Annotated in this window: 11 protein-coding genes and 1 pseudogene; 5 read left to right on the top strand and 7 right to left on the bottom strand. The window is 68.4% G+C overall.

Translation table 11 applies throughout. From position 1 onward, the window contains the following. Window positions 1-474 (top strand): annotated as a pseudogene (locus tag GRX66_RS11675) (hypothetical protein); the annotation flags it as partial. Between the two features lie 39 nt (window positions 475-513). Next, a complete protein-coding gene (locus GRX66_RS11670; protein ID WP_159526721.1) occupies window positions 514-906 on the top strand; it encodes a DUF5611 family protein in 393 nt (130 codons plus the stop codon). A gap of 231 nt (window positions 907-1,137) precedes the next feature. Here the strand turns inward: GRX66_RS11670 and GRX66_RS11665 are convergent, their stop codons facing one another. After that, the gene (locus GRX66_RS11665; protein ID WP_159526720.1) at window positions 1,138-1,494 is read right to left on the bottom strand and encodes a cell division protein SepF; all 357 of its coding nucleotides are present in this window, start codon (window positions 1,492-1,494) and stop codon (window positions 1,138-1,140) included. 200 nt (window positions 1,495-1,694) lie between these two features. Between GRX66_RS11665 and GRX66_RS11660 the strand changes: the two genes are divergently transcribed. After that, window positions 1,695-2,459, top strand: a complete 765-nt coding sequence (locus GRX66_RS11660) for a DUF1028 domain-containing protein (protein ID WP_325064079.1) — start codon at window positions 1,695-1,697, stop codon at window positions 2,457-2,459. 1 nt (window position 2,460) lies between these two features. Here GRX66_RS11660 and GRX66_RS11655 read toward each other — a convergent pair whose 3' ends face one another. After that, a complete protein-coding gene (locus GRX66_RS11655; RefSeq protein WP_159526718.1) occupies window positions 2,461-2,940 on the bottom strand; it encodes an RNA-binding protein in 480 nt (159 codons plus the stop codon). A gap of 112 nt (window positions 2,941-3,052) precedes the next feature. On the opposite strand from GRX66_RS11655, the gene GRX66_RS11650 reads away from it, so the two are divergent. Continuing rightward, window positions 3,053-3,331, top strand: a complete 279-nt coding sequence (locus GRX66_RS11650; RefSeq protein ID WP_159526717.1) for a DUF7562 family protein — start codon at window positions 3,053-3,055, stop codon at window positions 3,329-3,331. Window positions 3,332-3,427: 96 nt separating this feature from the next. Then, entirely contained in the window at window positions 3,428-4,714 is a 1,287-nt protein-coding gene (locus GRX66_RS11645) for an RNB domain-containing ribonuclease (RefSeq protein WP_159526716.1), read from the top strand. Window positions 4,715-4,724: 10 nt separating this feature from the next. Here GRX66_RS11645 and GRX66_RS11640 read toward each other — a convergent pair whose 3' ends face one another. The 5 genes from GRX66_RS11640 to GRX66_RS11620 all read right to left on the bottom strand — a co-directional run. After that, a complete protein-coding gene (locus tag GRX66_RS11640) occupies window positions 4,725-5,765 on the bottom strand; it encodes a hypothetical protein (RefSeq protein WP_159526715.1) in 1,041 nt (346 codons plus the stop codon). A gap of 109 nt (window positions 5,766-5,874) precedes the next feature. Beyond that, window positions 5,875-7,698 (bottom strand): PAS domain S-box protein, encoded by a 1,824-nt coding sequence (locus GRX66_RS11635; RefSeq protein ID WP_159526714.1) that lies wholly within the window; start codon window positions 7,696-7,698, stop codon window positions 5,875-5,877. Between the two features lie 86 nt (window positions 7,699-7,784). After that, a complete protein-coding gene (locus tag GRX66_RS11630; RefSeq protein WP_159526713.1) occupies window positions 7,785-8,405 on the bottom strand; it encodes a response regulator in 621 nt (206 codons plus the stop codon). 50 nt (window positions 8,406-8,455) lie between these two features. Beyond that, a complete protein-coding gene (locus GRX66_RS11625) occupies window positions 8,456-10,039 on the bottom strand; it encodes a globin-coupled sensor protein (protein WP_159526712.1) in 1,584 nt (527 codons plus the stop codon). A gap of 219 nt (window positions 10,040-10,258) precedes the next feature. After that, window positions 10,259-11,740 (bottom strand): bacterio-opsin activator domain-containing protein (locus tag GRX66_RS11620; protein ID WP_159526711.1); only part of this gene is annotated, 1,482 nt, incomplete at its 5' end.

Below are 11,740 nucleotides of genomic sequence, written 5' to 3'. Positions count from 1 at the left end.
CGACGCGAACGCTCCCGGCGAACGGGACCAGTCGGCGCAGTCCGGCGCCAGCAGGGTCAGCCGGCAGGCCGCGCGGAGCAGCCCGGCGTGGACGTCGACCGTCCCGGGAGCCACCCGGAGAGCGCCGACGAGGAGGCGCATAGTTCCGCAGCGTCGGATACCGGCGTCGACCGCGACCGCGGCGAGTGGCCGGAGCCGAAGGAAGCCGACGACGAGGGCTTCGACGCCACGCCCTCGGCGGACCCCACTGAGTCGACCTTCCAGTTCGGCGGCGACAAGGAGGTCGTGGAGGCCGACACCGGGTTCACGAGCGTCGGGCCGCTGGACAACGAGGAACGAACGGAAGCAGACGACCTCGACTACGCGATCTACTGCCCGGAGTGCGGGTTCGAACAGTACGCAGGCGGGTCGAGCTTGCGCGCGGGCGACATCTGCCCGGAGTGCCGGAAAGGCTACCTCGCCGAGGACCGGTAACGCGAAGCGATTAAACCCCTCGCTGTCCTTTTCGCGTCCATGAAGGAGTACAAGATGCGCCGCGGTGAGTACCTCGAAGAGCGAATGCCCGACCTCGAAGCCGAAATCGAGGACTACTTCGGTGCCATCACGGCCACCGAGGAGTACAAGGGCAGTGACCTCTACGTCGTCGAAGACCCCGACAACCCGGTCTTCGACCGCATCACGGTCGGCGCAGTCGAATACTCCGGCAAGAAGGACAAACTCGCGGTGGACTTCGAGGAGCGCCCCGCCGAAGAGGTCATCGCGGACGGCGACGCCGAGGCCGCCGCCGACGCGGTCGACGCGAAAAACGACTTCCTCCTCGAGGCGACCGGTCGGGACGCGAAAGCCCGCCGCGACTCGATGAAGCGTTCCGTCGAAGACGACGCCGAGAAGCCCGACAACGTCTAACCGGCCCCAGGTCGGCTGTCGCGGGCACCCGCGGGTGGATACCGGTACGGTCGGGTCGAAACTGGCGCGCTAGCGAATCGCCGACCGTAGCCGGATTTCCTGACTTCGAACAGCGAAACTGTTCGGTACCTCGGCGTCCGTAAGTGGTCGCAGGTCCGGAGAGCGCGCGTCCGTCGGGGGTTGCTCGTCGGCGCGGGGCTCGGAACGCAGCGTACAGCCGCGGGCGCGGCGTCAGTGGCGGTTGAGTTTCGAGCGACTGATGCCGAGGCCGTTCGGCGTGACGATGAGCTGGTCGTCGCCCTTCTGGACGATGTCGCCGCCGACCTCCTGTGCGACCTGCCGGAGCTCGTCGACGACGTGTTCGACCGTGCGGTCCTCCGTGCGGAGGCGCGTGATGTCCGCGATGACCATGTCGCCGTCGTAGACCGCGTCCTTGATGGCGATGACGTCCTCCTGTCCGTCGATTTCCGCGACGTGGACGGTGACGCTGGCCTCGTTGCCGTCCGTGTCGAAGTCCTCGATGTCTAGTTCCACGTAATCCTCGGTGGAACTCCCGCTGCCGCCGAGAATCTTGTCCATGAAGCCCATGGGGGAAAGAGGGGGCGGCCGCGGGCATAGTTCTTGCGTCAGACGCTAGCGCGAACGGGCGGCCTGTCCTGCACGAACGTGCCGTCTATCCGCTGCTGGATACCGGGCTGTCGACCGTCGACGCGCGCTTGGTTTGGTCGTCCTCGAAAGCCCCGCCCAGTCCGCGTACTGTTTTGGCCGTCGAGTGTGTTCGGCCGAGCGTGACCTTCAGCATCTGCGTTCGCGAACCCTACGAGGACGACGAGGGCGACCAGCAGTACCGGTTCGGCATCGCCATCACGACGCGTCTGCCGGCGGTCGGCGTGCCGTGCCCGCACGTCAACGAGTACGGCGCGGTCGCCACCCAGAGCGTGACCAACGAACGTCTCGGATCGAAGGGCGTCGAGTACCTCGCGGACGGCCTCGGCATCGAGGACGCGCTGCAGGGCCTACTCAACGCCGACGACGGCAGCCCCACCCGTCAGCTCCACGGCGTCTCCCGGGACGCCGCGTTCACGTTCTCCGGCGACGAGTGCAACGACTGGTACGGCCACACGAGCGGTGAGAACTACACGGTCGCCGGCAACCTCCTGGAGGGGGAGGCCGTCGTCGACCGCACCGCCGAGACGTACGAGGACGTCGCGTTCGGCGACGCACCGCTCGCGAAGCGGCTGATCGACGCGCTCGGCGCCGGGCAGGCCGCGGGCGGCGATAAACGCGAGGACCTCACCGTCCAGAGCGCCGCCGTGACCGTCGTGGACACGGGTGCGGACGACCGCCCGTACTACGACGACCTGCGAGTCGACGCTACCGAAGACCCAGTCGTGGACCTCCGGGAGACGTTCCGCCTCGCGAAGCAGGGGTACGAGGACGCGGTCGAACGCTACGCGGACGAGGAGGACAGCGACGCGACTGACAGCGAGGACGACGCGACTGACAGCGAGAGCGTCGACGCAACTGACGCCGACGACAGCATCGAGGAGTGAGCTAGACCGTGAACTCGTAGAGTTCGTCGCCGACGTGATGGAGGTTCCGGACGACCTTCCCGGAGTCGCCGACCATGTCGTCGCCGTCCGTGAGCGCGCGGCCGACCGCCAGCGCTTTCCCGTGGGTCTCTTCCTCGACGACGACGAGGTCGCCGTCCTCGATGCCGCCGCTGGCCTCGGTGATGCCGGGGCGCATGATGTCCGCGCCGTCGCTGACGAACGAGATGGCGCCCGCGTCGACGGTGACGACGCCCGTCGACGGATCGAATTCGTTGGCGCCCTGGACGGTCACGAACGGTTCGCCCTCCGGGTACCACACGAGCGGGTCGCCGTCCACGAGCACGACGTCGAAGTCCTCGTCGGCGAGTTCCACGAGTTCGAACGAGTCCGCGTCCAGTTCGACGCCGAGTCCCTCCCGGAGGGCGTCGGCGATGGCCTGGACTTCGTCGCTCCGCAGGTGGTGGCGAGAGGAGACTTCCATGTCCGGGACTTCGGAGTGCTCCACGCTTAAAACCGCCGCTCCGTCGACACAGCAGGCCTCATGTCGCTGGCAGGGCCAAATTGCTAAGTGCGCGGCGAGCGAACGACGAGACATGTGGCGGTCCGACAACGACCGCGTCTCCTGCATCGCGTGCGACGCCTCAGTCCCCCGCGAGGACGCCCGCGAGTACGACAAGCACGGCGACCGCTGGGACCGCGAGGGCAAGCGCTTCGAGTACCTCTGCAAGCCGTGCTTCCGCGACCTCTCGAAGCACTCCCGGGACGGCCTGGAGGCCGCCCTGGAGGACGCTGGCGCCGGCCGCGTCGACGACGTGGAGTTCGTCGAGCGGTTCCTCGAGGCTGCCCACGAGGACCCGCCCGGCCGCGAGTAAGCCAGGGGGTCTGCGGCGGAACTGCCGGCGTTCCGCGGCGGGCGAGCGGGACTGTACGGCGATACGCCTAACTGGGGGAGCCGGCTACACGATACTATGTCCAAGGACGCCGAGGTGGCTCCGGGTTCTATCGAGGACCAGGGACCTGTCGAGATCTCCCCGGAGCTCGCCCGCCAGATCGAGAACAAGCGAGACGACCTCCTGGAGAAGTTCGAACTCCACGACGAGTTCGCGCCGGAGGTCCTCGAGGAAGCCGAGCAGCGCATCGAGGACGTGGACGCCGAGATCGAAGCGGAGATCGACGATCGCGCGGACATGCGGCCGCTCCCGACGTGGACGACCGACCCCGTGGACGCCCAGGACTTCGACGACGCCGTCAGCGTCATGGAGCGCGACGAGGAGTACGTCATCTGGGTGCACATCGCGGACGTCACGCACTACGTCCACCCTGGGTCCGAGATGTGGGACGCCGCCGTCGACCGCGGGAACACCATCTACCTCCCCGGGTACACCATCCACATGCTCCCGCCCGTGCTCGCGGAGACGGTCTGCTCGCTGGTCCCCGAGGAGGACCGCCTCGCGCACACCGTCGAGATGCACCTCGACAAGGACGACCTCTCCTATCGCAACATCGAGATCTACAAGTCCGTCATCCACAGCGACGAACGCCTCACGTACAAGGAAACCGAGCAGCGCCTCGAGGACGAGGACGCGCCGCTGCACGACGAGATCTCGCAGGTCTTCGAACTCGCCGACCAGATGCACGAGCAGCGCAAGGAGGAGGGCAGTCTCGTCCTGAACCCGCGCCGGGACCGCGCGCACACCATCATCGAGGAGTGCATGCTGAAAGCGAACAAGGCCGTGACCCACGAACTCATGTGGAACCGCGGCGTCGAGGCGGTCTACCGAGTCCACCCGCAGCCGTCGCCCGAGGAGTGGGACGACGCGCTCCGCGAGATCCAGGAGCTCGACGGCGTCTCCATCCCCGGGGACTCCTGGGACGACCCCCGGAAAGCCGTCAACGCGACGCTCGAGCAGGCGCCCGAACGCCAGCTCGGGAAGATCCAGTGGGCGGTGATGAAGGTGATGCCGCGGGCGCGCTACATGAACGACCCGTTCGGCGGCCACCACGCGCTCAACTTCGAGATCTACGGGCACTTCACCAGCCCGATCCGCCGGATGAGCGACCTCGTCAACCACTGGATCGTCTACCAGAACGACGTGCCCGAGAACCTCGTGGAGCTGTGCGACCACGCCAGCAGCCAGCAGAAGGCCGGCGAGTCCGCCGAGCGCGAGTACCGCGGCTTCCTTGAGGAGATCGGCCTCGATCCGGACGCAGTCAACAACCGCGGCCTGGAAGTCGTCGAACCGGACGAGGACTGAACGGCGCTCGCTACCAGGAGCTGACCGGGAGCTGGTTGTCCGTCAGGAACGGGTCCGGGACGCCGTGCGTCCACAGTGACCGCCCGAGCCAGTAGCCGACGTGCCAGCCGACCCGCTCGTGGCTCTCGCTTCCGACGACGATGCGGGCGTCCGTGACGTACTCGATGGACCCGTCGTCGTCCACGTCGGGGCCGTCCCACTCGAGACACGAGTGACGCGGACTGAGTCCCGGACACTCGACGGTCTCAGAGTCGCGCAAGTCGACGACGACGTCCGCCTCGTGTGCGTCCGCGACCACCTGGAATTCGGGGGGCGACGCGACGGTGCCGTCCGCGCCGCGCTCGTAGTACGCCAGCGCCTGCCGGACTCGCTCGCGTTCCGTGACGTCGGACCCGGACTCGCCGACGACCGCGACCCGCAGCGAGTCCGACGCCCACGGGTAGTCGCGCTCGGCCGCGTCGATGACGTCGTCGGGTGCGTTCGCGGTGAGGTTGTGCGTCATCAGGTCGTTCGGTCCCTCGCCGTGTTCGTACCCGAGCACGTGCCCGAACTCGTGTTTCAGAATTGCGAGCGTGGTTTCGTGGGAGTGGCCCGCCCGCACCTGGATCGTCACGGGTTTGTCCGTGATCGTCGCGTTGGTCGGCACGACGGGCGCACACCCCAGTCCGACCTCGTCGCGGTGCACGCCGCAGTCGTCGACGGTCTTCACGATCTCCACGCGGATTTCGGGGGATTTGCTCTCACTCACGACGCGGAACTCGGGCGCGTACCGCTGCCCGGGGTCGATCTCGTTCTCCCAGTACCGCGTCGTCTTCATCACCGCCGGGTGGATGTTCTGCCCGGTGGCCGTCGTGTCCTCGACGACCACCTCGATCTCGCTGACGCCCCACGGGTTCCGGCTGTCGTCGACGTCGGGTTTCTCGAGTTCGTAGGGCGCGTCACTCGCGCTCGTCGTCGGGTCCGCTGGAGCCGTGCCTGCGGGCTCCGCCGTGAGGCATCCCGACGCCACGACGAGGACGAGCACGCCGACGACGAGCGCAGCGCGCGCCATTGTGTCCCATACACTCGTGTAACCATTATTAACTCATCGCTCGTGTGCCGGGTTCTCGCATGCACCGGGATGGGTCTACAGCGTCGACGCGGACGGTCGTCCGCCCGCGTCAGGGCCGGCTGGCCTCACCCGCGTGCGTCACCGACGTGCGGATTTCGAAGCGGGCGCCGTCGTCCCCTGAGGGCGGGTCCGTGGCGGTGATGGTCCAGTCGTGGGCGTCCACGATCTGTTTGACGATCGCCAGCCCGAACCCGGTGCCGTCGTCGCTCGTCGTGAATCCGCTCTCGAAGACGCGACTGTAGTCGGTAGCCGGCAGACCCGGCCCGTCGTCCTCGACGTAGAACCCGTCCCCGTCGTCGAGTCGACCGACCCTGACCGTGACGTCCGGGTCTGCGTGTTCGACGCGGTCCTGCAGGGCGTTCGCGTCAGCGCTCGCCGAGCCGTGTTCGACGGCGTTCCGGAAGAGGTTCCCCAGGAGTTCCCGCAGCCGGGTTTCGTCCGCGCGGACGGCGTAGTCCGCGACCCTGCTGCCGACCTCGAGCGTCGCCGCTGCCGTGTCGGTGTGCGACCACGCCGTCTCGACCACCTGGTCGAGGGGGACGCGCTCCGGGTCGCGAATCGTCTCGCCCTGCCTGGAGAGTGTCAACACCTCGTCGACGATGGTGTCGATTCGCTCCAGTGCGGTCAGTGACGTCTCCAGGTCGTCCGCGATGTCGCGCTCCCCGGTCCGCCCGCGGGCGAGTTCCGCGTGCCCGAGCGCGATCGCCAGCGGGTTCCGGAGGTCGTGGGCCACCGTCTTCGCGAACTCCTCGAGGCGGTCGCGCTCGCGCTCCAGCTGGGACTCGTAGCGCTTCCTGTCCGTGATGTCGGTGTTGACGGCGACGAATCCGTCGATGTCGCCGTCGCCGTCCCGGATCGGTGCGACCGTCTGGGCGATCTGGTAGAGGTCGCCGTTCTTGCCGCGGTTTGTGAGTTCGCCCTGCCAGACGTCGCCAGACAGGATGGTCTCCCAGAGGTCGCGGTAGAACTCGTCGTCGTGTTCGCCCGACTTGAGGATGCTCGGGCGTTTCCCCACCGCTTCGGCCGCCGAGTAGCCGGTCGTCGCCTCGAAGGCGGGGTTCACGTACTCGATGGTCCCGTCGACGTCCGTCAGCATGACGACGTGCCCGGCGTGTTCGACGGCCTCCTTGAACAGCCTGCGGTCGCGTTCGCGCTGCTTGTGTTCGGTGACGTCGTCGACGAGCGCGACGACGCACTGGACGTCGCCGGTGTCGTCCCGAACCGGATTCGCGGTCAGCCGCATCGAACGGGGGTTGTCGTCGCCGACCGTGAACGCGCCGCACCACGATTCGCCGGCCGTCACCGCCGCTCGGAACGCCCGGACGTCGCTGTCGTCCGCGACGACCGACAGCAGGTCCACCAGCCCCGGTTCCGGAGCCGGGTCCGCGGCGTTCTCGAGCGCCTCGAACGCTGGATTCGCGTACGTGATTCGGCCGTCCGGCGTCGCGAGCACGACCCCGTGGTCGATGCGGTCGAGCGCCGACCGCAACCGCCGGGCCGTCGCGTGCTCCCGGTGGCGGGTCACGCAGCGCTCGATGCGATGTGCGAGGAGCGTCGCGTCCGCCCTGTCGGCGTCGCGCACTACGACGTCGTCCGCCCACTCGCAACGGACTGCCCGTCGAACGTCCGCGTCACGCCCGGAGTCGACCGTCAGCACGACCGGAACCGACGGCGGGTGGTCCTGTCGCCGCCCGAATCGTTCCGCGTCGACGTCCACGTGCCCGCCCGCCGCGTAGACGATGCAATCGACCGCGTCGTCCCCGCGTGCGCGCTCGACCGCGGCCTCGAACGAGGACAGCACGTCGACGTCCAGGTCGTGTTCGTCGCGGAGCGCCGAGGCAACCGCGAGACTGTGCTGTCGGGTGTCCGGCACGTAGACCACGGAAACCGGTCGCTGCTCCGGTGGGACCGCGTCACGCGTCCTGCCGCAGGTCGTGGGTTCGGTTCTGTTCGGCGTCGTCACTGCCACCCTTCCCGGGACTCCTGGAGGGCGTCCCGAAACAGCGTGGTGGCTTCGACCCTGTCCAGCAACTCGTCCTGTCGCGCGCGACTCGCCCGCTGCAGGCGGGCGAGTCGCCGGAGCAACCGCTGGTAGTCCTCGTCGTCCGCGAGGTCCGCGGGGTCGTTCCGCGTCTCCAGGGCGGCGAGCTTCGACGCCACCCGGAGCAACTCCTGGATGCCCGCGCCGTACTCCGAGCGCAACAGCAACTCCGCGACGACGTCTCGCAGGTCGCGTCGTCGCACGGGCTTGACCACGTACGCGTCGAACGCCAGTTCGGTGACGTCCCCGTCGGGTTCGACGGCCGTCACCATCGCGACCTGGTAGTCGTAGCCCTCCGTCCTGACCACGTCGAGTAGTTCGTCACCCGTCACGTCGGGCATCCGCCGGTCGAGCAACACGACGTCGACGTCGCTCGTGAACTGCCGGAGCGCGGCCTCGCCGCTGGTCGCCGTTCGAACCGTGTGGCGGTCCTCCAGCATCGCGGCGTACATCCCTGCGAGTTCCGGTTCGTCGTCGACGACCAGGACTGTCCCGCTGACGTCCCGGCGCGCGTCCGGTTGCGAATTTACGTCGGCCATGGCTCCGTCTTTCGGTCGCCGCGGTGGCGTCTCTCCGTGCGTCTCATGCCTCACTCGCTGTCCGCCGACTCGGTGAGCCGTCGGACGGACTCGCCGATGTCGTCGACCTTCGCCGTCTGCTCCTCGTTGGCGGCGGCGACGGCCTGGATCTCGTCGCGGACCCGCTGGGCCTGCTCGACGGCCTCGTCGGTCATGCTCGCGACCTCCTCGGTGCTGGCCGCCTGGTCGTCGGTCGCCTTCGCCACCTCCTCGACGCCGCTGGCGGCCTCGTCGACCGCCTCCACGATGTCGGTGAGGTTGTCCATCGCCGCCTCGACCTGGCCGATGCCGGACTCGATCGCAGCGTTCGTGTCCTGGAGGCTCTCGACGGTCTCGTCGGTGTCGGCCTGGATCCGCTGCACCATCGCCTCGATCCGGCCGGCCTGCTCGCGCGACTCCTGGGCGAGGGTCTTGATCTCGTCGGCGACGACCCCGAAGCCGTCGCCCGCCTCGCCGGCCCGCGCCGCCTCGATGGACGCGTTCAGCGCCAGCAGGTTCGTCTGGTCGGCGATGTCGTTGATGACCTCCACGACGTCGTCGATCTCCGCGACGCGCGCCTGGAGCTGGTCGACGTCCTCGGCGACGTCCGTCGCGGCCTCCCCGACGTCCGCCATCGTCTCGATGGCCTCCGTGGCCGACGTCTGGCCGTCTTCTGCGAGGTCCGCTGCGGCTTCGCTCGTCGCCCGGACCTCGTCGGTCGTCGACGCGATCTCTTCGACGGTCGCGCTCAGGCTGGACACCTCGCCGGCGACCTCCTGCATGCTCTCGGTCTGGTCCTCGGCGATGTCGTTGATCTCCTGGGAGGTCCGGGCGACGTCCGCGGACGTCTCCCGCAGTTCCTCGACCGCGGCCTGGACGTCCCGGGAGATGGTCTCGCGGCGCTGCAGCTCCGACTCGACCTGCTGGCTGTACGAGTGGATGTAGGTGTCCATCGCGACCTGCTGGTCGAGCGTCAGTAGTTTCAGCACGGACAGCGCCCGCTCGACGACCGTGTCGATGGCGTCCTCCGCCGTCGCGACGTCCATCCCGCCCGGGTCGGCGTCTGCCGACCGACTCGCTGGCTGTGCCTCTGGCACGTCGCTTGCGTCCGATTCGGGGGAGACGGCGACGCCGCCGTCCGGCCGCGTGAACTGCTGTTTGACGTCGTCGGCGATGGCGGTGAGGATGCCCTCGTAGTAGACCGAGTAGGCGCCCAGGTAGACCTTCGGTCCGAGGTCGAGCATGTCGTGGATCTTCCCGATGCGGGCGCGGCGATCGAAGTAGTCCGGCCCGTACTCGCCCCGGCCGAGGTCCCGGAGGTACTCCGACTGGCTCTGCTTCAGCGCCTCGACGGGTTTCGAGGAGGAGTCCAGGATGGCGACGGCCTCGTCGTACGACTGGAGGTGGTCGTAGAACTCCTCGACGAGGTGGTCGGCGATCCGGTCGAAGGTGTCCGCCATCGACTCGAGGCGGGCCTCGTCGGCCTGGTCGAACTGGGTGAACTGCCGTCGCCAATCGATCTCGTCGCGATCGATGCCGATCTCGGCGCTCAGTTGCGATCCGTCGACCTGGCGGCGGTCTTCGTCCGTGATCTTGACCGCTGTGTCCCGTGACATACCTCCCGGAACGACCATTGGGAACAACCCACACATAATCGCGGGTCAGCATTTCAAACGGGTCGCGCGCCCCGGGTGGACATATCAACACTACCGCGTCCCGGGCACTCAGCCCGCGCGGGCTGCCACGTCCCGCAGCGACGCGTCCTCGTCGCTCAGCAATCAGCCTGCGTTCATCCGTAGCCGTGCTCGCGTCCGACGGCAATCCGACTGCACACCCTACAGTGACTCGTCTGCGCCCCTCTCGAAGACGCCTTCGAACAGTTTGCGCTCGGCCGCCCGCACGTGGTAGTGGAACGCCGACGACGAGAACCCCAGCTCCGACGCGAGCGCCTCGCTGCTCGCGTTCCGCGGCGACTCGAAGTAGCCGCGTCGGTACGCCGCTTCGACGACCTCCCGCTGGCGGGGCGTGAGCTTCTCCAGCACCCCGTCGGCGAACGAACCGCTGGAGTCCGAGGGTGCCGCGGTCCGCTCGCGCTTCGCCAGCAGTTCGGAGTTCCGGTACGTCGAGGTCACCACTTCGACCGCCTGGTGGACGGCGTACGTCGGCGGGACAGCGACTGTCACGCGACAGATCGACTCGTCCGCGGAGATGTTCCGCACCGTGATCCCGTGGTCGGCGAGCCGCGACGCGATGAACGGCTCCGTGAACCGCAACTGGACGAGCGGCCCCTCCCCCGATTCGACGCGCCGAACGCTCTCGATGGCCGGCGTCTGCTCGGCTTCCGCGCGCAACTGCTCGGGCGACCCGTCCCGTACTCTGACGAAGACCAGCGACGAGTCGTCCGACTGCGGGATGACGCTCTCCAGTTCCAGCGCGCAGTTGGTGTCCTGCGCGAACCGCAGGAAGAAACACGCCTCGTCCTGGACGTCGAACTCCAGTTCGGTGCCGCGATTCGACAGCAACGCCTGCTTGCGTTCGATGGCGACGATGGCGTTCGCCAGCAACTCCCCGAGCTCGACGAGCACGGACTGCATCAGCTCCGGGAACGCCGACTGGGTCGTCGAGTAGACGGTTAGCACGCCCTGTCGCGCCCCCTGGTAGACGAGCGGCACGCTCAACACGGACTGGAAGTCCCGGCGCACCGCCTCGCTGCGCCACGGCGCTCGCGTGATGCGCTTGGCCGTGTTCTCCACGACGCTCAGCTCCCCCGACCGCACTGCCTCGACGGCCGGCTCGCTGCCCGCGTCACCCCCGACAGCGCGCGCCACCTGGTCGAGGTAGCCTCGGTCGTCGCCGGCCTTCGCTCGCGGCGTGAGCCGGTCCTCGACGGGGTCCACGGTCCCGATCCACGCGAACGCACAGACGTCCGTCTCCACCAGCTGCGTACAGACCGCTCGTTCGATCTCCCGCCGCGTCTTCGACTGGACGATGGCCTGCGCCAGTTCGCGGATCTGGGCGTTCATCGCCTCCGCCTGGCGGAGCTGCCTGGTCCGTTCCCGGAGCTGTCGCTCGCGGGCCCTGAGTTGCTGCTCGCGTTCGGTGCGCTCCAGTGCGGTCTCCGCCGTCGCGCACAGAATCTTGAGGAGTTCGACCGACCGGTCGTCGAAACTGTCGACCGCTGTGTCCTCGGCGACGAGGACGCCGCGCTCCCCCAGCGGGACGACGACCTCGCTGCGGACCGGCGGGTCCGGCTCGGACCACTCGCGTTCGGTCCGCACGTCGTCGGCCGCCAGCGTCTCCCCCGATGCGAACGCGCG

Source organism: Halobacterium bonnevillei (genome assembly GCF_009831555.1).
In the GTDB taxonomy this organism is placed as follows: Archaea; Halobacteriota; Halobacteria; order Halobacteriales; family Halobacteriaceae; genus Halobacterium; species Halobacterium bonnevillei.
The sequence above is the reverse complement of the archived record's forward strand: the minus strand, read 5'-3'. Positions and strand labels throughout refer to the sequence as shown.

What these genes read in the sequence shown, in the direction of transcription:
- GRX66_RS11640 (WP_159526715.1), bottom strand. Translation starts at nt 5,765, where the DNA reads ATGGCGCGCGCTGCGCTCGTCGTCGGCGTGCTCGTCCTCGTCGTGGCG.
- GRX66_RS11625 (WP_159526712.1), bottom strand. Translation starts at nt 10,039, where the DNA reads ATGTCACGGGACACAGCGGTCAAGATCACGGACGAAGACCGCCGCCAG.
- GRX66_RS11645 (WP_159526716.1), top strand. Translation starts at nt 3,428, where the DNA reads ATGTCCAAGGACGCCGAGGTGGCTCCGGGTTCTATCGAGGACCAGGGA.
- GRX66_RS11650 (WP_159526717.1), top strand. Translation starts at nt 3,053, where the DNA reads ATGTGGCGGTCCGACAACGACCGCGTCTCCTGCATCGCGTGCGACGCC.
- GRX66_RS11655 (WP_159526718.1), bottom strand. Translation starts at nt 2,940, where the DNA reads ATGGAAGTCTCCTCTCGCCACCACCTGCGGAGCGACGAAGTCCAGGCC.
- GRX66_RS11665 (WP_159526720.1), bottom strand. Translation starts at nt 1,494, where the DNA reads ATGGGCTTCATGGACAAGATTCTCGGCGGCAGCGGGAGTTCCACCGAG.
- GRX66_RS11670 (WP_159526721.1), top strand. Translation starts at nt 514, where the DNA reads ATGAAGGAGTACAAGATGCGCCGCGGTGAGTACCTCGAAGAGCGAATG.
- GRX66_RS11630 (WP_159526713.1), bottom strand. Translation starts at nt 8,405, where the DNA reads ATGGCCGACGTAAATTCGCAACCGGACGCGCGCCGGGACGTCAGCGGG.